The sequence below is a fragment of the Chitinophaga rhizosphaerae genome (assembly GCF_003958645.1).
Classification (GTDB): Bacteria; Bacteroidota; Bacteroidia; order Chitinophagales; family Chitinophagaceae; genus Chitinophaga; species Chitinophaga rhizosphaerae.
The window spans coordinates 177,269-199,374 of sequence record NZ_RXLO01000005.1; the positions used below are offsets into that span (position 1 = coordinate 177,269).

The following is a 22,106-nucleotide window of genomic DNA, read 5'->3' on the forward strand; positions in this document are numbered from 1 at the left end:
TAAATGGGAGCTGAATATGGATATTTTTTAAGTTTAACGCTACGTACGGAAGTGTGTTGAGAATTTTATATATTCGCCCGTCCCCTCCCAATACCACAAACTCCTTTGCCCCAGGTTAACCACCAAACCAAAACAAACCCATATGCGAAAATCTACCCGTGGCAAGGTCCTTCCATTCGATTACCCCTTCACAGATGCCAGGTCTGCAGCTGCATTCGAAACCCTTTTTACCGGATTGCAGAAATTCAACCCCAACCTCACCGAACCCGTTATGAGCGATATCGCTACCCCCTGCATCCACGTAATGTTTAAGCCAAATGAAATTATATTGGATTACGGAGAGATATGCGAATACGTATACTTTGCGATCAACGGCCTTGTAACCTCCCTCGAAAAGGAAGACGGCAAGGAGTTTAACTGCTGGTTCATGTCTGACGGCGATGTGATCATCGCGATCGATAGCTTCTTCATGCAGCATCGCAGCACGGAACGATTGGTGGCGCTAGCCAGCACGGAGTGCATTGCACTGCATGTGGAAGACCTGAACATGTTACGGGAAAAGCATCCATCTTTTGCCTTCCTGGAATTGATGTTAACCCGGTATTATTACCAGCAAACCTTTAACCGCACCAAATGGTTACGCAAAGACGTAAAAGGGAAATACAAAATGTTGAAAACCCACTATCCTGAGCTCACGCAGCAGGTTACACGCTCTGCATTGGCTTCGTATCTCGGCGTTTCACGCGAGCATTTGAGCAAAATTGTGCAAGAAGAAATTGCAGAATGAGAGATTTCTCACATTTTTGAAAGATTGGTTTGATATAATTTTGAAGCATTGGTGGCCACCAATACCCTGCTTCATATTCCATTATTTAACCTAAATCTATCAAACCAATCGAGTATGCACATTAATTACATTCACCAGTTATCCTGTTTCTTTTTCCGTCTGGAGCGGCACAGCGGTATGCGCCCTTCGCATGTTAGTTTGTATCTGGCGCTCTTCCGGCAATGGAATTCCCTGAAATTCTGTATTACCATGTCCATTAGTCGGCTTCAACTGATGCTGGTTAGTAAGATCGGGTCGAAAGACTGCTACCACCGCACGTTGAAGGAGCTGCATGACTGGGGCTTCCTCGAGTACCATCCGGCGGAGCATCCAAAAGATCAGGCCCGGGTAACGATGAAGAATCTGACCCTGATCGAACAGCAGCTTTCATTGCCGGTGGATGCAGACAGCATTTTGGCCGGTTTAGCACACGAAGATGGGCCGAAACCGGTCCCGAAACCGGGACACATTTATAAAACAATACAAACAGAAAGTAGAAAAGAAAATATCCCCCCGCAATTCGAAAAAGTTTTGGCATGTTTTGAAGCTTCGGAGTTTTCGGAACGGGAAGCCCGGAAGTTCTTCAACTACTACGAATCCCTCGGCTGGATGCAGGGCGGGCATACACCCATCGTTAACTGGAGGGCGAAGGCCAGCAAATGGATGTTGGATAAGTACGCCGTAAAGCGGCGCGGATGGAAGGTGAAAGGTGAACCGGATAACCCCCAAGACTATGGAACCCCGCTTTGACTACGCCGATTACCAGCGGATGATTGAGGAGAGAGGGCAGCAAATGTATGGGCGCCGCTACAGCATCCATGCTGTAGACCTGCCTTGTCTCCAGCGGATGATTGCCTACTTCCTGCAAGATCGGGCCCGGGCAAGGGAAGAGCAGCTATTCCTGGGGAAGGGGTTAATGATAAGCGGCCCGGTAGGATGTGGGAAAACGGCACTGATGCAGATTTTTGCGGCCATGAGCGGCGGCGCCTTCGTCCCGAAGATCGTCAGCACCCGGCAGGTAGCTATGGAGTATGGGAGGCATGGGCATGAAGTGATCCGAAAGTACAGTGATCTGGCCTTCGACAAAGAAACCCATCTGCCGATCGTGTATTGTTTCGACGGCCTTGGCACCGAAAACGATATGCAATACTATGGGCAAACCTGCAATGTGATGGGAGAAATACTGCTGTCGAGAGGAGACATGGCCCGGCCCCACCATATGCTGACCCATGTAATCACTAACCTAGACGCCACTACGCTGGAGAAAAGGTACGGCAAACAGGTGAGGAGCCGGATGCGGGAGATGTTTAACCTGGTGTCTTTTAATGCGGATAGTCCGGACAAACGTGTATGAGAAAGCCCCGGCATGGGCCGGGGCGCAATTGAAAGCCGGAAACGGGAGGCTACTCGGTTTTTACGGCAGATTGTCCCAGACCAGCCATTACGGCACCAGCAACGGCGAGCCCGCCTGCGATTTCAAGAACCGGGAGCGGCAGCTCCATGGGAAGGCCGATCACCACAGAGGCGATAGCGGTCAGCAAGAGGCCCAGGTTACGCACTTTCTGGAAGAAAGGCGGTGTGGGAGCGGATAAGCGATTGAGCAATTCCATATCAAAAAAGATTAAAATGTTGAAAATGATTGTTCCATTAGGGCGCCACATTCACCCCAACCAACCGCATGGCGTTGTATGCGCTGTTCAGCACATCGGCCTGGTGGTTTCCGTCTTCTTTGATGAACTCGATGCTGATGGCCACGAGCAGTGCATCGGTCGAATTCGGGGGCAATGGCACGGAGAGGTTGATGGGCGCGGCGATTGCCTCACCCAACGAGAACGGCTCGGAAGCGATCTGGCCGGAGATGAACTTGAAGTCCCCGAAATTCAGCGCCGCGGCGGATGCCCGGATCCGGAAATGAGTGGCGTTGCTGGGCGGGATCACCATTTCTGCCGGGTTGAAAACAGGGATGTTGATGCTCGCCGTACCGGCCGCACGGTCAAACGCATGGGTGAATTGCGCGAGGAACGAAGTATCGAGCGGGCTGAGTGCATTGAACTCGAATTTCTCCAGTTTGGACAATTCGCCTTCGAGCAGCTGGCGTTTCCCGACCTCGTTCAGCGTATCCGATTTGATAATGGATTTACAAAGCGAAGTAAGGCGGTTGCTCACTCCCCGATCCGCAATGTTTTTCATTGCCACCCCGAATGCCGCACGGATGAGCTTCCCGGCCCTGCCTGCCTGACCGAATTCAACACCGTTTGCTCGCAGCATTGCGAATTTGGGATCTGTGGCGATACGCTGGGGACTAACCCCCGATTTTTTGCGGACTTCGAAACCTCCATTCCTGGTTTTGTAAAAGGAGAGGTTCCCGATGGTACCGTTAAACTGTAATAAACCATCTTGTTTAGCCATGATTAAAAGTTTTAAGAGGTAAAAGAAAGGGGCATTTCCGTAGCCATGCCCGATGGGCTCTTCACGTGATCAGCGTGGGGTGTAATTACATGGCTAAGGTAGATGCAGGGCGAAGGGCAAAAAAGCCAGGGGTGGCAAAACGGTACGTTTAGGCCGTTTTGGGTCATATCACGTAAACTTTCATTATGGTTAAAAAGGTGCCAGACAGGCTGATTATTTACACACAGGACATCGAAAACATACTGGGCAAAAGTGCCCGATCGGCCAGGAAATACATGAGCAGGCTGAGAAAAATCTTCGAGAAGGAAAGGGGACAGTTTATTTCCGTAGAGGAGTTTTGTGCGGCCAGCGGGTTAACAGAGGAGCAGGTGAGAATTTTTATCAGGAGGGATTAATGCTTGAAGCTATGCTCCAGTATAGCTCCAGTAGGGCTTTAGTACTGATACCGTAGTGGAACAGTACTGGGACCGTAGTAATTGAAATTGGCGTTGGTTGAGATAGAAGATGAGATATTAAGCCTTTTTTGATTTTGAAGCGCTTTTCTTTTGTGCATCCAGATATTTTACGAATTCTTGAATATCGCTGGATGTAACTTCATCAAAATAACGGGCAAATTCACCATAAGTAATTCCGAGGGCTTTAGAAATGGCTACATTCGTTGTCAATGTAACATCGTTTTTTCCTGAAGCGATCCTTTGTATGTGAGAAGGCTCCATTCCGGCCAGGCTGGCAATCTTCCTGAAACTTTTAAGCCCACTAGCTTTGAATGCTTTGTGCAAAGCAGTGGCATATCTCAATTTTATTTCTATCTTTTCTTCAAGTTCCAGTGGCTTCATGCTATCGGCGATTTTTTCAAACCCCGAAAGTTGGAGGAAAACTACTGCAATAATGACCTATAATTATGCGTCATAATAATTTTTCCTTTATCTTTGTATTGTGACGGAGGCGTCGCATTTATTAAATCACATTACCATGAAATCCAACCAAGCCATTGTTTGCACCCAACTTCCGCAAGTCATTTCCGTACTCAACCTTCTCAGCGATGCGGTTTACGCCCGTATCTGTATAGAATGCGGCTGGAATGATGAAACTTACCACTATTATCTCTCGCACAGCGAGCGCATCCCCAATGAATCCCGGCAAAGGATCAACGGGATTGTGGCCGACCAGATCCGTTACCTGGCGTCTCATCCTCCCCAAATCAATCCCCATGGCGATAAGCGTGCAACTTGATCAACGAAAAAACCTAATCGTACATCTTTAAAATTAGTTAGCATGAAAGCAGATTCACTTTCAGGACATGCTTTGCAGTCATTTGAGCAAATCCGGCAGTTGCACCCACTTACCGAAGAAAACGCTATGGCAATTGTGGGGGATGGATTGCACTTTGCAGTATTGGAAGGCTTTATGGATGTGACAGATCTCAACGTCTCCACTATCTGCTATGCCCTTAACGTTACCGGAGGTGGCTACAGGGCATGGCGGGATAGGGGAGTGTTGCCGAAACCCGCCAGTAACATTATTATGCAATTGGTAGAAATTTACGCATTTGGGTATTCTCACTTCGGACATAGGCGGAATTTCAACGGCTGGATGCTGGAACCCAATCTGCGCCTGGGTATGATCCCGCCAATGTCTTTAATCAGCGATGAATTCGGCCTCAAAGAGTTGTCCTTGACTTTGAAGAGAATGGATGCATTAATTTTGGAAGTTTGACTGTTAGAAACAATAGGTACGAGCAATTGTACCTATTGTTTGAAATTTACCGGAGAAACGGGCCAGGATATATTTTTTATGAGTTTCGGGCTGTTGGAAAGTCCTGATAATCGGATATAATTTCAGTTATTAATTTTGTGATTAGGTATTTTGCTATTTTAGCGTGAAATATCTCTGAATATATTACCGATTCAATTGTTCCCCATTATGGAAACTGTTCTTATTAAGGATGAATTTATTACGAATATTGCGGGTAAGGTTAGGAATACCAAGCTGCCGAAAAACAAGGCGTTATGGCCTTTGTTTGAGACTATCAGCAATTCAATTCACGCTATCGAAGATAATAACAATCTCAAGACAGGTAGAATCACAATTACGTTGGTGCGAAATGGAGATCAGGAAGCATTAAAAGATTTGTCAAGAGTAGAGGAATATGCAATAAAATCCTTTATTGTCAGAGATAATGGAATTGGATTCAACGCAGATAACTATAAGTCATTTTTGACTGCTGAATCTGATTATAAATTCGAAAAAGGCGCAAAGGGAATTGGTCGGTTTGTTTGCTTGAAGGCTTTCCGGACTCTTAAAGTTGATAGCTATTTTCTCTCGGAAGATGGTAATATGCAGTTACGGGCTTTTGAGTTGCAGCCGACGGGCAACGGCCTGTCGAATCCTCAGGTAATTTCAACTGATGCAATTTCTACTGGTACCACTGTTACTTTAAATCATCTACGTGAGGAGTATCGGCCCTATGTGCCTAAATCAATGGCGGAATTGGGTGAAAGGATCATTGAACACTTTTTAGTCTATTTTGTACTTGAAAAATGTCCTGTTATTTCGCTTATCGATAACAATGGAAAGGAAATAGTTTTACAGGATTTGTATGGCACTACGATAAAATCTACGATTGAAAGAGGACAATTCGATATGAAGAATAAATCCTTTTCAATTCACCTCGTAAAGCTTCATGATTCAAAAGGAGGCCATAAAATTCACTTCTGCGCAAATGAAAGAGAAGTACTGGATGAAAGCCTGACGAAACAAATACTTGACCTGGGGAAAAGTATAAAGGATGTTAATGATGAATTGTTTACTTACCAATGTTACGTAACCGGATCGTATTTGGATAAAAACGTAGATTCTGAAAGGACGAGCTTCAGTTTCCCTACGGGAGATACCGATGATGATGATGACGAAAACGTGGATGATGAACTAACACTAAAGGAAATTAGAAAAGGGGTAGTTGATACACTGGAAAACATGCTGGAGCCCTACTTGAAGAAAATTCGTGAATCCAAATTTATTGCGATTAAGAATCATATTTCCGATTCAGCCCCGCAATTTAAGCCAATCATTAAGTATAAACCGGATTCAATTCGGCGTATTCAACCCAATTTGACAGGTAATAAACTTAATATTGAACTGTTTAAACTCCAGAGCGAGCTAGAGTTAGAAGTGAAGAAAATGAGCGAAGATGTGCTTGGTGTTGCAAAGGATTTTCGTGACACCGACGAGTATAAGGAAATGTACAATGACTATATTGAAAAGTTTAATGATATAGGGAAATCCAATCTAGCAAGTTACATAGTTCACCGAAAAGCTGTCATCGAATTGCTGGATTTGTTTTTAGGGCAGGATGATGATGGAAAGTATCAAACAGAAGAAACTATTCACAGGATTTTCTTCCCGATCAAAAGTGAATCCGATGAAATTAACTACGAACAGCAAAATTTATGGTTGATAGATGAAAGACTGTCTTATCATTCATATTTGTCATCTGATAAATCATTCAAGGAAATCGCTGTTGTGGAGGATGCAAATAGCCTGGATAGGCCTGACTTGTTGATTTTTAATGACAGCTTCGCGTTTGTGAATGATGACGCACCTCATAATTCGATAGTCCTGGTTGAGTTTAAACGACCGGAAAGGAAGGATTACAATACTGTTGATGAAAAGTAGAATCCGGTTGATCAAGTAATTTCCTATATAAGAACTTTACGGGAGAATAAGGCACGTGACAGGCGCGGGAAGTTGATACAAATGGATAAAGAAAAGACCCCTTTTTATGTGTATGTAATTTGTGATTTTAATCCGGGTCTGACTAAAATTCTTGAGGATAGAAACTACAAGCGAACGCCCGATAATTTAGGGTACTTTGCCCCTCATGAAAACTATAATGCATATATTGAAGTTATTTCATACCAAAAACTCCTTAAAGACGCTAAAAACAGGAATAGAATCTTATTTGAAAAATTAGGGTTGCCTCATTGATGGAAATGTTGAGAATGAGTTGTCAATTTGATTTCCAGCTCGCCTGAACCTGAAACATACTGTTCAAAAATTTAAGTAAAATATATGACCTTCCCCAACAGAAATTCCCCTGGCAAACCCAATGATTTTTTTGAAGACAAGAATAAAGCAGGTGTAATGACCAAAATCTGTAAGACTTTAATTTATCGCTATTTATTTTATATGCGCATCCGTGTGTTTTCGGGCAAGATAAAGGGGTGTCTATTTACGAATACGGACAACCTTTGGATTCGTGCGAATCCAATTTCATAAACCTTTTTCGTAATTGGCCGGTAACGGCAACAAATCATCGGCAAATAGAGCTGGTTTCTTATAAATATGTGGAAACATTAAAGGACAGTTCCAGCAAATCGTATTATATTCCTTTGCTTGTTAATCCTGAAGCACTCGTTTGTATGGGTAGCAGCATTCGCTTTAGCCAGGAAACTTCATATTCTTCGCCAAATCAAAGTAAGACTGTTAAGACAAAGAACATTTATATTAATATCCTGCCTGGTAAGGACGCGCACATGCTCCGTCAAAACATAAATATTTTTGGAGCGACCGGGGAGATTGCTTATTTAAAGGTGTTCTACAGAACCATAGAAGAGCTTTTTACAACCATAGTTTTACCTGGAGACAAGGTATATGCCATCACGATTAAATCAGATGGTAAAGAATATACTAATTACGTTTTTTGCAGACCAGGATCGAATAAGGTTGTTTTTGACAAGCTCTTTTATGGCGTTAAGGCGCAGCAGCTCTAACGCCGGCGGACGGTACCATGTTTCAATTATGCCCGAACGATTTCCGGAAGGCCAGCGGCGTAACCGAGGTTTTGCTTTTGAACAGTTTGCTGAAAGATTGCGTATGTTCAAATCCCAGGCCATAGGCGATCTCGCTCACGCTGAGCCGCGTCGCCGATAATTGCTCCTTCGCCTTTTCGATCAGTTTGCCGTGGATGAACTGCTGCACCGTTTGGCCCGTAAGCGTTTTCAGCAGGGTGCTCAGGTACTTGGGCGACAAATGCAGCTTTTCCGCGAAATACTGCACCGTCGGCAAGCCGCTGGCGGCATCGTCCCGGAACCAGGCGTCGGAAAGGGATTCCAGCTGTTCAAGCACCTGGTGGCCGGCCCGCTTCCGGGTGATGAACTGCCGCTCATAGAAGCGCGCCGCGTATTTGAGCAGGGTATCGAGCAGGGAAATTATGATCCCCTGGCTGAATTTGTCGATGTTCGAATGGTATTCCCGCCGGATGTTGGCGATAATGTCCATCAGCGTATCTTCTTCCTTTTTCGATACGAACAGCGCTTCATGGATCGCATAACTGAAGAATTCGTATTGACGCATCTCTTTCCCCAGGGCCGTATGCCATAAAAAATCGGGATGTACAAGGAGCATCCAGCCCGACCTGTCTGCGGCAGGGCCCGCCTGTTCGATCCGGAACACCTGGCCAGGTGAGAGGAAGAACATGACGCCTTCGTCGAAATCGTACGACTGCTGGCCATACAGCACTTTGCCGCCGATATTCTTTTTCAGGGCAATGAGATAGAAATCCAGCGTCCAGTTGCAGTCGAAATATGACGGCTGCATACGCACGTCCGCATAATCCACGATACTGATCAGCGGATGCTCCGGCGGCGCGAGGCTCCGGGTCTGGTGAAATTCCGTAATGGTTTTGATGTGCCGGATCTTCCGCATCGTATTCCGTTTTCCTGCAAAGCCTTCAAAGGGCAACCGCAGTTTCCGAAGTTAATCAATACTTTTTACAGTGTTGTGCCATGCCTCCGCGAAGTCTTTGGCGAAATCCGCGAGCTTTACTTTCCCCAGCACGGGTTTATGCCGTTCGTAATCTTCGTACAGCGCCCCGCTGCCCTGGCTTTCCTGCAGCTCGATAAAGCCCCTCGCCACCTGTTCGTTGAAACCGATGCTCAGCCACTGTTCCAGCAGCTCCTGGCCAGGAATGGCGCGCCACTGCAGCCCGGGCATGCCGATGGCTTCGCCCAGCACCCTGGCGATCTCATTGGGCGACACCTCGTCGCTCGCCACATAGCGCACCGTTCTCCCGGCAAACGGCTTGCCGGCCTCTTCGGCGATCACCGCTGCGATATCGGCTGGTGAAACCCAGGGCTCCTTCGCGTCGCCGCCATAATTGGAAACGATCATTCCCTGTGCCCTGATCTGCGGAATGGCGGAGAACAGGTTGATGTAAAAACTCACCGGGCGGATGAACTTGATGGACACATCCGCCGGCAACTGCCGCAGGATAGTTTCAACGTCGTGATGGAACCGGATGATGCCGGTACCCTTATCCGTATGGGCGCCGATACTGCTGAGATGAATGACCCGCTTCACGCCGGCGCGCTCCACCGCTGCTTTGTAGTTCCGGCCGATCGCCGCAATACCGCTGAAAAAGTCGATGGATGGGTCGAACATCCCGCCAACGGCTTCCATCGTTTCCATGAGGTACACGATATCTGCGCCTGTAAACGTTTCTGCCAAAAAATCCGCATCCTGTAACTTCCCGATGGCGGCCTTTGCGCCGAGGCGGGTAATGCTTTCCCGGCGAAGGGGATCGCTGCTGATGACGGTCACCGCATGACCTTTTGCTGCCAATGTTTCCGTAAGCGGCCGCCCGATGTTCCCCAGCGAGCCTGTAAGTACGATGTTCATATTCCTTTTGTTTGATGCAAAATTCAGGATAATGCATGTGGAGGATGTATCCAAAAGTCGCCATGTTGTTGCCGGAATTCGCTGCGGTCTGTTTCTGATGGATGAAAATCCAATCGGGCCTGTTTTTAACGTTGTGCCTGGCTGTCAATAAAACACCGATAAGGATCAAAATAATTGTAGTGAGTGCCTTATAGTAAAAATAACTTTGAATCATAACACAGTCAGTCCCGGCAATTTGAATCAGTGAATTATGGACTGCGTGCATCGAATTGAGAATTCCCGTAACCCTTGAATAATGAAAACCGCATGTTGCCCGGAATAATACCCAATCACCTTTTCAGACAGCAGGGACCATTCCCGGCTGTTCAAATAGCCCCCCAGTCCGGTAATCCTGCGATAACTTCCCGCTATGCATGCCTATAAGGTTATTTATCATTTAAAGAAGATCAGCCAGAGCATCGGCCGGACTTCCACCGGAACGCCGAAAGAGCTGGCGCAAAAACTGAATATCTGCGAACGGCAGGTACACCGGTACATTCAGCTGCTGAAGCGGCTGGGGTCACCCATCGATTACTGCCGCAAGCGTAAAAGTTATTATTACAAGATAAAAGGGCATTTCAGCGCTGAATTCACACCATTCGAAGAAGAGAATACCCACTGAGCGATGCAGATGAAATTTGCCAGATCGCTTTTGCTTTTCCTCCTGACGCTGGCAGGATCGGTTACGGCTGCGCGGGCGCAGCAGAAAGACGTTCCGCAAACCGGGCTGTTAAAGGGCAAGGTAATAGACTCGGTGTACAATTACATGCTTACAAGCGCCACAGTGGCCATCTATCATGCGCCCGACTCGATGCTGCTGAAATATTCGATGCCCGATAACTTCGGCGAATTCAAATTGCCCTCGCTCCCGGTAGGCAAGCCGCTGAAACTCGTGATCACGCATGTTGGTTACGTTCCTTTCATCAAACAATTGACGCTAAACACCGGCACTACGGAGCTCGACCTGGGAACCTTGTACATGCACCAGGGCAAAGGGGCGTTGAAAGAAATTGTGGTAACCGCGGCGGCACCGGTGAGGATGAATGGTGATACTTTGGAGTTTAATGCGGACGCATTCCGGCTCGACAGTAACGCCACGGCTGAAGACCTCATCCGAAAGCTGCCGGGGTTTACTGTCTGGGGTGATGGAGACATTACCTACAACGGCAAGAAAATCCAGCAGGTACTGGTGGAAGGGAAGGCGTTTATGGGAAGCACGGACCCCGCCATTGCCACGCAAAACCTTCCCAAATCCGCATTGGATAAAATACAGGTGTATCAGCAACGCGATGAAAAGAACCCGTTGGACTCCACCATGTTTGCCAATATCAAGTTAAAGGACGACAGCCAATCGGGCATTTTCGGCAAGGCCGGCGGCGGCCCGGGAACAGACGGGCGCTACGCTGCCGACGGTATGCTGAGCGGCTTTAACCGCAACATTCAGGCAAGCGCCGTTGGCGCATTGAATAACATTAACAAGATAGCCGCAAACACGGACGTGCTGATTAAAAACAGCGCTTACCAGGGCGAAGGGCCCGGAGAGAATTATCAGAGCGATTTCAATATGAAGGGCCTGAACAGGCCAATTGCCGCTGGAATGAAGTTCATTTACGATTTTTTTCCGGGAACGGCCGATGTGCTGGACAGTCGCCTGAACACGAACTATTTCATGAACAATGTCCAAAACCGGCACGCGGAGGAAAGCTTGTCCAAGACCTTCCTGGACAATGCTACCGAATTATCCACCCGCTCCCTCGGTACCGGGCGCCAACGGCAAATGGGGCAGGACTTTCATGCCGTCTACGACCGCAGTACCGACAAATATAAATGGGAAATCAATACCAAAGGTGCGCTTGTTGACAACGACGCCGTAACGGAAAGCCGGACGGAGCAGGAGCAGACGGGAACCGGGCCGCTGAGCAAAAGCGTTTCGCACCGGGAAGCCACCGTTCATAAAAAGCGGGCGGAGATAGGGATCAGCTATACCAATTATGAGGAAAACGGCCTGTCGGTGCAAAGCCGCCGAAAGCGGGCACCGAGGGGCTTTACAGCGGGATACCAGTTCTCGTGCGATGAGCAGGACGGACAAGCCCGCGCCCTCACGGAATTTACCTCCATGGTGGCAACGGCAGAAAGCCGGACTTTCGACCGGCGGTACGACCGCCAGAACGGACGGAATTTCTCTCATACCCTGAACGCCGGCTACAGCGGCCTCCGGAGGCTGATCTTCAATCGCGCCCAGCTAGGCGGCGTCAACATCGGTATTTCGGTATCACTCGCATTGAACCTCGCGGAAAACGACGACCGGGTGCTGGACAAAGAAGCAGCTACCGGAAAGTACCAGGTGAACCCATACCTGACAAACGAACGCGAAGTGCGGACGTCCGATTTCAAGCCGGCCTTGCATTTCTCGAAACTGATCAGCCGGGAACTGACCAACCGGTTTAGCAAATGGATCAACATTTCCGCCGATCTGCAGGAACAGTTTTACGTGTTCGGTAGCCAGGCCTTGCAGCGATCGCAGGATTTGTCGTACCGCTACACCCGCTTCCTGCCTGCCGGGTCGATCGTCTACAACAACCATCAATTCGGCAATTACGAATCGAAATACAGCCTGGCTTTTACCACGCTGGCGGGATATCCTGCGATCAACGACCTGGCGCCGCTGGCAGACAGTGCCGATCTGTGGTTTATCCCGAAGGGCAATCCTTTACTGCAGCCTCAATTCAGGAAGATGCTTTCGGCGGGCTATCATTTTGCGACGCGGAAAGGGCGGAACCCCTTGCTGATCGACGCCAACGCCAGCCTGACGGAGATAACGGGCGTGATAGGCGACAGCACGGTATACGACAGCGCCGGTATCAGGTCCGTCTACGCCGTGAACCTGAACGGCTACCGGGCCGCAGGAGGGAACATCCGCTTGAAAAAATCCATCGAGTTACGCCGGCAAACATTGGAACTGGGCGCCCGTTACGCGGTTAACACGGGCCGCTATCCCCAGTACCAGCAACATGTGCTCAATATGAGCCATAGCACCAGCCACCAGGTAACGGCACATGTCAGCTATCGGAGGGGCAGCAGGCTGGCACTAAAGGCAGAGCAGGGATGGACCATTTACAACAGTGAACAGCAGGGGTTTAATCACAGCCGGTTCAGAAGCGTCAACAGCTATTCGCTGATAGACGGTGTTCTTCAGTTGCCGGACAACCTGTACTGGAATACGCACCTTTCCATAAACACAAGCTCCGTGCGCGGGATGGACGCGATTAGATATGTACGCTGGAACGCAAGCCTGGCCTACCGCTTCCTTAAAGGCAAACGCGGAGAGGTAAAATGCGCGGCGCTGGACCTGTTGCGGCAAAACAAAGGGATTGTGAACACGGCAACGGGCAATAGCCAGACATTCGTAACGAGCAACGTGCTGCAGCAATATTTTATGATGACCCTGTCGTACTACCCAAGGAAGTTTGGAAAGCGCGGCGAATGACACCGGTTTATGAAAGCAAAGAACCTCATCCCAACTTTGTTGATGGTAGGCAGCATCGTGCCCGCCTATCTTTTTTTCGTTTTTTATTATCGTTTTTCGTTCAACTACGAAATCGGTATGAACGACCAGTACAAACTGGTCTTCGCGCTGCCGGTTGCCGCGGCGGTATTGGGGCTGGCGCGGCCTGAAAGAGACAGGCGGTGGCTTGGCGTGGTTTTGCCGGGAGTAGCCATGGCTTTGGGTTTGCTGCTCCTGCTGAGCGACCGGTACTCATTTGCCAACGAACATGGCTGGGTTGTTGCCGCATGCGGCCTGTTGGCCATGGGCATGTTTTGGTTGCCCGGAAAGGAAATCGTTATCGCCTTTTTCGTGGCCGTTTTCGTGGTGCAGCTATGTTTGGGCAGCATGCAGTTATACGGTGCCATGCATACCGGGCAAGACAGTACGCGGCTGTTACAGGGCTCCCTGCAAAATTCCGGCGTATTCGACTGCTACCTGGTGATACAGTTGCCGCTGGCGATATGGCTGGCGCACAAGTACCCCGGGGGCAAAGCGGGAAGAATAATTGGCGTGGCGGTGGCGGTAGTTGCCATCGGCCTGATGGTTGCCGCCGGGAGCCGGACGGCTTGTATTGCCCTGGCGGCCACTGCGGCGGCGGGCATTTGGGGCTGTTTCGGAAAAAGGATCGGCGCTGTGTTGAAGACATGGCCTTCGGTGGCAATTTGGGGGCTCGGCCTGACGGGGGCTGCTGCGGCAGCGTTGGGGGCTTATGTCTTGTTTGGGATGAAAAGAATGAGCGCGATGGGAAGGCTCCTGAAATTGCAGGTGGCCGGGGCGCATTGGGCGGACCATTTTTGGTGGGGGACCGGGCCGGGGCGATTTAGTTGGTATTATCCATACTGGCAGGCCGCATATTTCCGGGACACCCCGGAGCCGCCGGCCTCATTCGTCATGAGCGCGGGAGAAAGCTACATTTTGTTCAACGAATACGTGCAGCTCTTCGAAGAAACGGGCATCGCAGGGCTCGGCACCTTCACCATCCTGATGATAGTGGTACTTACGGCGAAGTCGGAAAGGCACAAAGCATTGTTGCTCGCCGTGAAGCTCACGGTGGTTGCGGTGCTGTGCTGCGGTTTCACCGCGTATCCTTTTCACGTGAACGCGTTTACCTTCCTGTTCATCGTTTGCTGTGTACTGTCTTTTCGCCTGCGGGAGAACAGGTTGCTGCCGCGTTTGCCGATGCCCATACCAGGGCGGTTGCTCCGGGTGTACGTCTGGATAGCGGTGTTTGCACTGTTGACGCCTTTTTACCGCGGTGTACGGGAGCTGCATGCGGTGTACTGCTGGCAACAGTTGGGGGATAAGGCGCAGGAGGATGAGGAAGCAGGCAACGCATATGCCGTTTTGTATCCCGTATTGCGCCATAACGGGAAATTCCTGACGGATTACGGCCAATGGCTGGCGCAGGACAAAGACCGTTGCGGCCAGGCCGTCATCGTCCTGGAACAGGCCAAAGCATCTTTCACCAGCCGCAAAACGATGGAGGCAACGGCGGCAGCCTATGCGCAGCTCGGTCAATTCGACATGGCCGCCCGCCACCGGGCCTGGGTTTGCCAGTTTCTGCCCAACCGGTTCCGGCCCCGGTATGAACTGCTCAAAACGTACCAGGCCATGGGAGATACGCAGAAAGTGCGAATGGTGGCGCAGGATATCCTCCGTATGCCCGTGAAGATTCCCTCGGCCGAAGTGTATGATGTACAGGAAGCCGCCAGAACAGCGCTCATCAAACGAAGTGAAAATGATTTGCCCCGCCAGGAACACTGACCATTTCAGGCATTGGACGGCACTAAATTTATCCCGGTAATAAATTCATAAACCCAAAAACAAATTCATTGTAATGAAGAAATTCCTGAGATGGGCAATTGCCCCCGTTATGGCGACCATCATGGTTGCAAGCCTGTCTTCCTTCGTCGAAGACGACGAGGGCGGCGCAGATGCCTGCAACCAGTGCCGTGTTACTGACAGGAACAAGAAAGTAGTCTTCTCCTGTAAATCGATGGCGAACGAAAGCTGTTCGTTCTCCGAAAAGGTAGACACGGAACAATGGGGCGTAGTAACGGTGACCGTTAGTTGCGCAAATGCTAAAAAATGTTAAATCCTGCAGCCATGAAAAAGTACTTTAAATGGATGATCGCGCCGGTGACTGCGGCCGTTATGCTGGTGAGCCTCTCTTCGTTCGTTGAAGATGACGAAGGCGATGGCGGCGGGTCGGAATGCAACATGTGCGTGGTAAAGGGTTCGAAGCTGGGAATTTCCGTTACCATCTTTTCCTGCAAGCCGATGGCGAATGAAAGATGCTCGAGAACGGAAGGCGGATTCACGGTATCCTGCGAGAATGCGAAAGTTTGCGTGAACAGAACGGAATAGCATGGACCGATTGAAGGCATTGTGCTGCTTGGGGGCTGCAAACGGCCACCAGGCGGCACAGCGCTTGTTATTGAAATGTAACGGTGTTTTTTGAATTTCTACTTATGCAATTATTTACAAGAAATATCCTGATTGCCCTGATGGCATTCAGCGGATTGTCGGCCTGCCGGCAGGGCAGCAAAGAACCAACAACTTATTTCACCAGGAAAGATTTTCCTGAAACGAAAACCCTTTCAGGAGTAGAGGTCCCGCTGGAGTTTCCGGGTAAAAGGCCATTACAATTCAACATCGTCCGCGATTCCCTGGCGATGATCACCTTTTGGGAATCCGATGCATATTTTGTGGATGTGGTCAATCTCCACAACGGCAGGCTGATCAGGCAGATCGCCCGGCGGGGGGAAGACAGTGCCGCATTTGTGAGCTGCGCGATCCGGTACCCCAATCCAGCCGACAACTACTTTACCATCCACGATATTACCAAGCAACGCGTTACGAAGCTCGTAATCGATTCCATGCTGGCCGGCAACGATTACCAGGGCACATACTACAACCTGCCGTCTTTCGCGAAATCGCCGGCGCTCTATGGAAGCGATACATTGGTATTGTTCAACTCCTATTACCTGAAGCCGGGGAAAAGCCCCATGAACCCCAACAGCAAATCACCTGTTTTGTTCCTGCCGGTCGCAAACACCGGCGAAGAAGAATGCATGCGGATCGACAGCCTGATGAAACCGGCTTTCTTCACCTCCAATGTATCGGGTGGGGAAACACTGATCAACCTGGAAAAAAATCTGATGTGGGTAGTGGATAACTACCGTGACCAGATCGTGATTTATCGCGACAAGGACAAGGTTGTGAAGCGTATGACCGGGCCAGACAACATTCGGCCGGATTATGAGCAGCATAGTGATTCTTCCGTTTATTTCAAGGATGCGGAATATTACCGTGCTTATTACCCCGGCGCATGCACAGACCGGCATGTGTATCTGTTGTACCTGGGCGTACAGGCCATCAATCTCAACGCCACACGGGTGGAACGGCCGGTGGCCGTTCTCCAGTTCGATTGGGACGGCAACCTGGTCCGGCAATATAAAGTGAATGAGTATTTGTATAACATCTCCATTTCGCCGGACGAGCAATATCTCTACGGCACAACCGTGAAAAAATTCGGCGCTCCGGCAAAACTCATGCGGTACGCTTTACGATAAACAACGATCCATGAAACTGAGATTAACGGCCTATTGCGCTTTGGTTGGCGTATTCGCGGCCTGCGGCCATAGCCGTCCGGAAAAAAAGGGACCGGCGGATTCGGGGATCCTGCCGCGCTTCTCCGGCACGCTGAAGTTGCCGCCCAAAGACCTGCGGAAAAAGAAATACAACGTCTTTTACTCCTTTAACGGCGAATGTTCATCTTGTGTAGTGCCACTGCTCGATTTTCTCAACAGGAGCCGGGAAGGAAAGGGGCCCGCTGCAGACAGCACGGCCTACCATTTTTTTGTACTGGGAAGGGATACCGTATTGGTGAAGTACTACCTGAACAGGTACAAAATGCAGCTTTCCGCTAATCAATACCTGGTAACGGACAAGGAAAGGGCGATCGAAAAACTGAACCCCGGCATCCTGGTTACCGATGCCACCAACGTGATCCTGACCGATGGGGCAGACAACATCCTGGCGGTGGAAAATCCATTTTCGTCACAACCGTCGATGCAGGTTTATGACAGCATCGGCATATTCCATGTAAAATGAGCGGCATCAATCACATTCTGCGGAAGTTTTGGGCGGCGGCCGCCACCGTGCTCGCTTTCACCGGCGCACATGCCCAGGCAGGAAAGGCTCCCGTATTGCGGATCGATCCTTCCCGGGCGTATGGAGGCAACATCTCCGATTTTTTCAGCGACATCACTTTTATCCCGTTGGAAACCACCCGGGAAAGCCTGTTTGGCGATATCGGGAAACTCATCGTTACAGACAGCAGCTTCGTGATCGCCGATATGGACACCCGTTCCACGCTGTTCTTCCGGACAAACGGCCGGTTCGCCGGAAAAGTGAAATGGCCGGCCAATGTAATGCCCGAAATAAAGTACGACCGGTCTGCCCAGGTGATACAGGTCTATTACATCCATCAATACGACGCTGGCAAGAAGAGCCTGGTTTATTATTCCCTGAAAGGCCAGCCGATCCCGGCCCCCCGTGTCCGGAACAGCATTTACCCGCAGGGGCATTTGCCGCTCGGGCAAGGGTATTCGCTGCGTTTGAACAGTTGCCGGTTCGGGAAGGGGACCCAGCCGAAAGACAGCATTTTTTACCTCGCGGAAATTTATAAGGGAGATGTGCTGTACAAACGGCTGCTTCCCTACAACCAACGCACGAAAACGGCCTTCTGCTACCTGTTCGGGAAAGTGGTGAACGCGAGCGGCGATTTTTCGGGATTTATCGTTCAGGACGGGGTGACGTATATGGCCACGGCAGTCGAAAACCTCGTATATCGCGTTACGAAAGACACCGCCGTGCCGGTTTGCCAGGTTGTATTTCCCATGAATACCGCCTATCCGCAAAACGTGCTGCAGCTGAAGGATACGCGGTTGCTCGACAGTGTGACGGCCGCGGCAAAGCCCGTAGGCACCATCATGAGCATCAGCAAAATCTTTTACAACAAGCGAAAGCTGTTTTTCAAGGGGGAATCACCGTATTACCTGTCTTACCGGAGCACCGGGGCGAACAGCATCTATAATTTCGTTTATGATACGCTAAGCCATCAGCTGGTATCGCTGGAGCGGCTGGCACCCGATGCCGGCTCCGGTTTTCTGCCCGCCTTCGACCCGCGGGACGGCCTGATGATCAATGGCATCTACCAACACGGGGGGCGGATTTATTCCTACGTGTCTTCGCTCGATATGTTCAACGCACGCGACAAAACGAAGGATAAACATCCGCAATACCCGCCGGTATTGCAGGATTATTTTAAAAAGCAGACCAGGAAGAGCAACCCGGTTCTGGTCAGCATGAAGCTCAAGGAATAGGAAATGAAATTATCCCTGAAAGGACTATGTTTTTGGGCGGCCATATTGTTTATATGGTCTGCTTGCCGGCTTCGGCCATCGGCCCGGCAGGAAGATAGCGTTATGACTGTCCTGGAAAAAGACAGCGTGTTGCTGGACGCCCTGGTGTACTCGGTTTACCAGGAGGTTTTGGTCCCGCTGTACTACGATGCATGTAAAACGGACGAACGCACGGACAACCTGTACAATCCGTACGGGCGGGCGGCAATCGATACCGTGTACGCCCGGGACTGGGAGCAGGCCGGTAAAATCGGGATTTGCCGGCAATTGCAGCAGGTAGTTGAAGAGAACCGTGGGATCGGGAGGCCTTTCCGGCTCCGGTTGCAGGCAGAGCTGGAATTCCTGAAAGGGATGGTGTATTATGCGATGGCCCAGCGTTACGGCGGTTTCGTGACTGCCGCCAACGGTGAGGGACCGCTTTTTCACCCCGCCGGAAAAAGAGCCACCCTGGCTGAAACGTACCGGTTTACGATCGACGCTTTCCGGAAGAGCATGGAGCATCTTCCTGTGGAACGCAATACCGTTCGGGCGGGCAAAACGGCGGCAGCGGCCATGGTCCTTCGGGTGGCATTGCAGGCCGCCGCCTGCGTTCCGGAAGAAAAAGCGGCTTACCTCTCCCTTGCATTGCAAACGGGAAAGGAGATACTCTCAGACAGTACCTACGGCCTCGATCCGGACTATGCCGGTTTGTTTAACAGCTTCGACGGCAGCCGGAATAGCCGCGAAACCATATTCGGCATTTGCAGGCTGCGCGCCTATACCTCCTTTCAGCAAACGCTGATGCAGGATCTGGTGGTAAACCAGAGCAACGCGAAAATGCGAAAAGGATACGGCCCGTTGTTGCACGACAGGTTCGACGGATGGTCGAAGCGTTACCCGACGCAGGATATGACGGATGCCTACCTGGTCGTGGATTCGGACGGTTTGGCGAAGCGATGGTACGAAACCGGCCGGTACAAATCGTTCCGGCCAGGGCAAGACGATGCCCTGCCTGTTTTATATGCGCACCGGGACCGTCGTTTTTATGCGAGCATCGTACACGATTCATCGCGTTATTTCAATAGCATCGTATTTACAAGGGATAGCGGCAATCTCAATACGCATGCACGCGGAGATGGCAACGAAATTACCCCCACGGGATATTACGTGCGTAAACTGCTGTATGAAACCAAAAAAGTCTGGTATACCGATGGCACCGACCATTTTCTGCCGTTGTTGCGGTTGGGCGAAGTGTACCTTAACCTTGCGGAGGCTTCCTGTTTGATGGGAGACAGCCGGCAGGCCATCAACTATATGAATAAAACCCGGATGGTTCACGGCGGGTTGCCCCCTTTGGATCCGACTACCCCTTTGCCTTTGGTTTGGGCCAGTTATCAGGACGAAAGGCGGGTGGAATTATTCTTCGAGAACGACCGTTATTGGTCATTGATCCGTTGGGCATTGTGGGATAGGCGGCCGGCGGTCGGGGAACTGGATAAAAGTGTGGACGGGATAAAAATTTCAGCGGATGGAAAAAGTTTTCAAATTCTCAAAAGTGTCGGGAATGTTTACAAAACGGCGTGGCTGGCCGGAAGCCATTTCTTGTTGCCGGTACCCCAACCGGTGGGGGAGCCTCGTTAAAACCGTGCTCGTTACCGGATTTGCCGCATATTCGACGGCCTGCAGCCCGCGTTCGGGCCCCGATATCGACGGCTTGGTTGCGGAATATTCCATTCGACCGGAAGACTCGTTGAAAAGGGAAGCTGCATTGTTTTTCAAGGAGCAGCTCGCAAACCAGTCCAGCGAGGTGAACGAGTTTCGTGACGAAATGTCGGGTGAGCCCGTGACCATGGATTGGGACAGCATCCAGGGCGAAGCATCCATCGCCGGTTTCCTGTCGGCCCGGTCTCTCGCGGTCACGACGAAAAATGTGTCCGACGCCGGTATTTTGACCAATAGTATGCTGAAATCGCATATCGAACATTACGATTTTTATATGCGTAAGTGGGCCTGGAACCGGAAAGCCGACCGGCGGACGCTTCATAACTACCTGCTGGCTTACAAAATTTTTCGTGAAGAGCCCGGGGCCTGGCGGGAATATTTTATGGCCGCACATGGCGATTATCTCAAAAAGGTATTGGCGTCGCAACAGTTCGGACTGGGATGGTCCAGCGATAATCCGGTACAGCATGCCTTAACGTTGATGGATATGGCCAATAACTGGTTCACGTATGAGGATGCGGGTTTGGGAGGCATCGGCGCCATGTCTTTCCCCATGATGAAGTGTCTCCGGAAAGGCAATTGCTATTTCGGGGCTTATGCCGGGGTATATATCCTGCGCAGTTTCGGCATTCCCGCGGCGCTGGATATTGTGCCGTACTGGGGCAGTAGAAACGGCGGACACGCTGAAGTGTCGGCATTGGACGGGAACGGTAAAATGAGCGCGATCCCCCGGCACCAGCTGTCGCACGCCGCCAAGGTGTTCCGGCTCAGCTTTATGCCGGTGAACATCTGGCGGGATTCCATCAAGCCACTCATCGCAAACGATTCATTTTTGCTTCCGGCTATCGCACACGATCATTGGGAAGATGCGACGGCCGACCATACGGATGCAGGAGACATCAACATCGACATGCCAATGCCGCTTCGCCGGAAAATGGCCTACATCTGTGCATTTAACTACGGCGAATGGCAGCCGGTATACTGGGGGGCAGTCCGCGCAGGAGGAACGGTTTCCTTCCGGCAAATGGGGAAAGGCATATTGTATTGCACTGCATGGCCCGAGGGGCAAGGGATTCGGCTGGCCGGGAAACCATTCGTCTGGGATTCCTCCGGGATTCAACGGGTATGCGCTCCAAACATGCGCCATCAGGTGGAAATGAAGCTTTCGAAGCTCAATACCGGTGCGCGGGCCTGGGTGGAAAAAGGGCGGACCTACACGCTGTATCGCCTGGGAGAGGAAGGAGAGTGGCTGGAGATCATGGATGTACATTGTGAGCGCAACGGCGAACTGCCGGTAGTGAAGGCGCCCGCCGGGGGCGTGTACCGCCTGGTGGACAAACGCGGCGACGGCCGGCTCGAACGGCCGTTTGAATATAAAGACGATCAACAGCTATGGAAATAATAATATCTTTGCGTTCCCGTGTAGGCCGGCGTTTATCCGCCTCTCGGGAATTCAACCAAAGTCGTCCCGGATGGC

At 50.5% G+C, this 22,106-nt stretch carries 23 protein-coding genes; 18 read left to right on the forward strand and 5 right to left on the reverse strand.

Annotation, left to right across the window (positions count from 1 at the left end; genetic code table 11):
• Positions 1–142: 142 nt before the first annotated feature.
• The 3 genes from EJ361_RS13720 (at position 143) to EJ361_RS13730 (ending at position 2,180) form a co-directional block, all read left to right on the forward strand.
• Positions 143–787 (forward strand): Crp/Fnr family transcriptional regulator, encoded by a 645-nt coding sequence (locus EJ361_RS13720; RefSeq protein ID WP_126246203.1) that lies wholly within the window; start codon positions 143–145, stop codon positions 785–787.
• Positions 788–901: 114 nt separating this feature from the next.
• The gene (locus EJ361_RS13725) at positions 902–1,576 is read left to right on the forward strand and encodes a hypothetical protein (protein ID WP_126246204.1); all 675 of its coding nucleotides are present in this window, start codon (positions 902–904) and stop codon (positions 1,574–1,576) included.
• Positions 1,577–1,781: 205 nt separating this feature from the next.
• Positions 1,782–2,180, forward strand: a complete 399-nt coding sequence (locus tag EJ361_RS13730) for a hypothetical protein (protein WP_126246205.1) — start codon at positions 1,782–1,784, stop codon at positions 2,178–2,180.
• A 49-nt stretch (positions 2,181–2,229) separates the two neighbouring features.
• Here the strand turns inward: EJ361_RS13730 and EJ361_RS13735 are convergent, their stop codons facing one another.
• The gene (locus EJ361_RS13735) at positions 2,230–2,430 is read right to left on the reverse strand and encodes a hypothetical protein (protein WP_126246206.1); all 201 of its coding nucleotides are present in this window, start codon (positions 2,428–2,430) and stop codon (positions 2,230–2,232) included.
• A gap of 43 nt (positions 2,431–2,473) precedes the next feature.
• A complete protein-coding gene (locus EJ361_RS13740) occupies positions 2,474–3,235 on the reverse strand; it encodes a hypothetical protein (protein ID WP_126246207.1) in 762 nt (253 codons plus the stop codon).
• 185 nt (positions 3,236–3,420) lie between these two features.
• On the opposite strand from EJ361_RS13740, the gene EJ361_RS13745 reads away from it, so the two are divergent.
• Complete coding sequence (locus EJ361_RS13745; protein ID WP_126246208.1) at positions 3,421–3,630, forward strand: hypothetical protein; 210 nt, start codon at positions 3,421–3,423, stop codon at positions 3,628–3,630.
• Between the two features lie 117 nt (positions 3,631–3,747).
• Here EJ361_RS13745 and EJ361_RS13750 read toward each other — a convergent pair whose 3' ends face one another.
• Entirely contained in the window at positions 3,748–4,071 is a 324-nt protein-coding gene (locus tag EJ361_RS13750; RefSeq protein WP_126246209.1) for a helix-turn-helix domain-containing protein, read from the reverse strand.
• Positions 4,072–4,207: 136 nt separating this feature from the next.
• On the opposite strand from EJ361_RS13750, the gene EJ361_RS13755 reads away from it, so the two are divergent.
• The 4 genes from EJ361_RS13755 (at position 4,208) to EJ361_RS13770 (ending at position 8,007) form a co-directional block, all read left to right on the forward strand.
• Positions 4,208–4,468, forward strand: coding sequence for a hypothetical protein (locus tag EJ361_RS13755; RefSeq protein WP_126246210.1), 261 nt, complete (start codon positions 4,208–4,210; stop codon positions 4,466–4,468).
• Positions 4,469–4,510: 42 nt separating this feature from the next.
• Positions 4,511–4,951 carry a hypothetical protein gene (locus EJ361_RS13760; RefSeq protein WP_126246211.1) on the forward strand — a complete coding sequence of 147 codons (441 nt, stop codon included), beginning with the start codon at positions 4,511–4,513 and terminating at the stop codon, positions 4,949–4,951.
• A gap of 207 nt (positions 4,952–5,158) precedes the next feature.
• Positions 5,159–6,910 carry an ATP-binding protein gene (locus EJ361_RS13765; RefSeq protein ID WP_126246212.1) on the forward strand — a complete coding sequence of 584 codons (1,752 nt, stop codon included), beginning with the start codon at positions 5,159–5,161 and terminating at the stop codon, positions 6,908–6,910.
• 671 nt (positions 6,911–7,581) lie between these two features.
• On the forward strand, positions 7,582–8,007 hold the full coding sequence (locus EJ361_RS13770) for a hypothetical protein (protein WP_126246213.1): 426 nt from the start codon (positions 7,582–7,584) through the stop codon (positions 8,005–8,007).
• A 22-nt stretch (positions 8,008–8,029) separates the two neighbouring features.
• Here EJ361_RS13770 and EJ361_RS13775 read toward each other — a convergent pair whose 3' ends face one another.
• Positions 8,030–8,941: a helix-turn-helix domain-containing protein gene (locus tag EJ361_RS13775; protein WP_126246214.1), complete on the reverse strand. Its 912-nt coding sequence runs from the start codon at positions 8,939–8,941 to the stop codon at positions 8,030–8,032.
• Positions 8,942–8,992: 51 nt separating this feature from the next.
• Positions 8,993–9,913, reverse strand: a complete 921-nt coding sequence (locus tag EJ361_RS13780) for an NmrA family NAD(P)-binding protein (RefSeq protein ID WP_126246215.1) — start codon at positions 9,911–9,913, stop codon at positions 8,993–8,995.
• Between the two features lie 409 nt (positions 9,914–10,322).
• Between EJ361_RS13780 and EJ361_RS13785 the strand changes: the two genes are divergently transcribed.
• The 10 genes from EJ361_RS13785 (at position 10,323) to EJ361_RS13830 (ending at position 22,031) form a co-directional block, all read left to right on the forward strand.
• On the forward strand, positions 10,323–10,574 hold the full coding sequence (locus tag EJ361_RS13785) for an HTH domain-containing protein (protein ID WP_126246216.1): 252 nt from the start codon (positions 10,323–10,325) through the stop codon (positions 10,572–10,574).
• Between the two features lie 3 nt (positions 10,575–10,577).
• The gene (locus EJ361_RS13790; RefSeq protein WP_126246217.1) at positions 10,578–13,439 is read left to right on the forward strand and encodes an outer membrane beta-barrel protein; all 2,862 of its coding nucleotides are present in this window, start codon (positions 10,578–10,580) and stop codon (positions 13,437–13,439) included.
• 9 nt (positions 13,440–13,448) lie between these two features.
• A complete protein-coding gene (locus tag EJ361_RS13795; protein WP_126246218.1) occupies positions 13,449–15,263 on the forward strand; it encodes an O-antigen ligase family protein in 1,815 nt (604 codons plus the stop codon).
• A 73-nt stretch (positions 15,264–15,336) separates the two neighbouring features.
• Entirely contained in the window at positions 15,337–15,594 is a 258-nt protein-coding gene (locus tag EJ361_RS13800) for a hypothetical protein (RefSeq protein ID WP_126246219.1), read from the forward strand.
• 11 nt (positions 15,595–15,605) lie between these two features.
• Positions 15,606–15,866, forward strand: a complete 261-nt coding sequence (locus EJ361_RS13805; RefSeq protein ID WP_126246220.1) for a hypothetical protein — start codon at positions 15,606–15,608, stop codon at positions 15,864–15,866.
• A 104-nt stretch (positions 15,867–15,970) separates the two neighbouring features.
• Positions 15,971–17,074, forward strand: a complete 1,104-nt coding sequence (locus EJ361_RS13810; RefSeq protein WP_126246221.1) for a hypothetical protein — start codon at positions 15,971–15,973, stop codon at positions 17,072–17,074.
• Between the two features lie 10 nt (positions 17,075–17,084).
• A complete protein-coding gene (locus EJ361_RS13815; protein ID WP_126246222.1) occupies positions 17,085–17,615 on the forward strand; it encodes a hypothetical protein in 531 nt (176 codons plus the stop codon).
• Entirely contained in the window at positions 17,612–18,889 is a 1,278-nt protein-coding gene (locus EJ361_RS13820; RefSeq protein ID WP_126246223.1) for a 6-bladed beta-propeller, read from the forward strand. The genes EJ361_RS13815 and EJ361_RS13820 overlap by 4 nt, the downstream gene beginning before the upstream one ends.
• A gap of 102 nt (positions 18,890–18,991) precedes the next feature.
• Entirely contained in the window at positions 18,992–20,548 is a 1,557-nt protein-coding gene (locus tag EJ361_RS13825) for a RagB/SusD family nutrient uptake outer membrane protein (protein ID WP_164714229.1), read from the forward strand.
• On the forward strand, positions 20,472–22,031 hold the full coding sequence (locus EJ361_RS13830; protein WP_126246225.1) for a hypothetical protein: 1,560 nt from the start codon (positions 20,472–20,474) through the stop codon (positions 22,029–22,031). Before EJ361_RS13825 ends, EJ361_RS13830 begins: the two co-directional genes overlap by 77 nt.
• Positions 22,032–22,106 lie beyond the last annotated feature (75 nt).

What these genes read in the sequence shown, in the direction of transcription:
- EJ361_RS13720 (WP_126246203.1), top strand. Translation starts at nt 143, where the DNA reads ATGCGAAAATCTACCCGTGGCAAGGTCCTTCCATTCGATTACCCCTTC.
- EJ361_RS13725 (WP_126246204.1), top strand. Translation starts at nt 902, where the DNA reads ATGCACATTAATTACATTCACCAGTTATCCTGTTTCTTTTTCCGTCTG.
- EJ361_RS13730 (WP_126246205.1), top strand. Translation starts at nt 1,782, where the DNA reads ATGCAGATTTTTGCGGCCATGAGCGGCGGCGCCTTCGTCCCGAAGATC.
- EJ361_RS13740 (WP_126246207.1), bottom strand. Translation starts at nt 3,235, where the DNA reads ATGGCTAAACAAGATGGTTTATTACAGTTTAACGGTACCATCGGGAAC.
- EJ361_RS13745 (WP_126246208.1), top strand. Translation starts at nt 3,421, where the DNA reads ATGGTTAAAAAGGTGCCAGACAGGCTGATTATTTACACACAGGACATC.
- EJ361_RS13750 (WP_126246209.1), bottom strand. Translation starts at nt 4,071, where the DNA reads ATGAAGCCACTGGAACTTGAAGAAAAGATAGAAATAAAATTGAGATAT.
- EJ361_RS13755 (WP_126246210.1), top strand. Translation starts at nt 4,208, where the DNA reads ATGAAATCCAACCAAGCCATTGTTTGCACCCAACTTCCGCAAGTCATT.
- EJ361_RS13760 (WP_126246211.1), top strand. Translation starts at nt 4,511, where the DNA reads ATGAAAGCAGATTCACTTTCAGGACATGCTTTGCAGTCATTTGAGCAA.
- EJ361_RS13765 (WP_126246212.1), top strand. Translation starts at nt 5,159, where the DNA reads ATGGAAACTGTTCTTATTAAGGATGAATTTATTACGAATATTGCGGGT.
- EJ361_RS13775 (WP_126246214.1), bottom strand. Translation starts at nt 8,941, where the DNA reads ATGCGGAAGATCCGGCACATCAAAACCATTACGGAATTTCACCAGACC.
- EJ361_RS13780 (WP_126246215.1), bottom strand. Translation starts at nt 9,913, where the DNA reads ATGAACATCGTACTTACAGGCTCGCTGGGGAACATCGGGCGGCCGCTT.
- EJ361_RS13785 (WP_126246216.1), top strand. Translation starts at nt 10,323, where the DNA reads ATGCATGCCTATAAGGTTATTTATCATTTAAAGAAGATCAGCCAGAGC.
- EJ361_RS13790 (WP_126246217.1), top strand. Translation starts at nt 10,578, where the DNA reads ATGCAGATGAAATTTGCCAGATCGCTTTTGCTTTTCCTCCTGACGCTG.
- EJ361_RS13795 (WP_126246218.1), top strand. Translation starts at nt 13,449, where the DNA reads ATGAAAGCAAAGAACCTCATCCCAACTTTGTTGATGGTAGGCAGCATC.
- EJ361_RS13800 (WP_126246219.1), top strand. Translation starts at nt 15,337, where the DNA reads ATGAAGAAATTCCTGAGATGGGCAATTGCCCCCGTTATGGCGACCATC.
- EJ361_RS13805 (WP_126246220.1), top strand. Translation starts at nt 15,606, where the DNA reads ATGAAAAAGTACTTTAAATGGATGATCGCGCCGGTGACTGCGGCCGTT.
- EJ361_RS13810 (WP_126246221.1), top strand. Translation starts at nt 15,971, where the DNA reads ATGCAATTATTTACAAGAAATATCCTGATTGCCCTGATGGCATTCAGC.
- EJ361_RS13815 (WP_126246222.1), top strand. Translation starts at nt 17,085, where the DNA reads ATGAAACTGAGATTAACGGCCTATTGCGCTTTGGTTGGCGTATTCGCG.
- EJ361_RS13820 (WP_126246223.1), top strand. Translation starts at nt 17,612, where the DNA reads ATGAGCGGCATCAATCACATTCTGCGGAAGTTTTGGGCGGCGGCCGCC.
- EJ361_RS13825 (WP_164714229.1), top strand. Translation starts at nt 18,992, where the DNA reads ATGACTGTCCTGGAAAAAGACAGCGTGTTGCTGGACGCCCTGGTGTAC.
- EJ361_RS13830 (WP_126246225.1), top strand. Translation starts at nt 20,472, where the DNA reads ATGTTTACAAAACGGCGTGGCTGGCCGGAAGCCATTTCTTGTTGCCGG.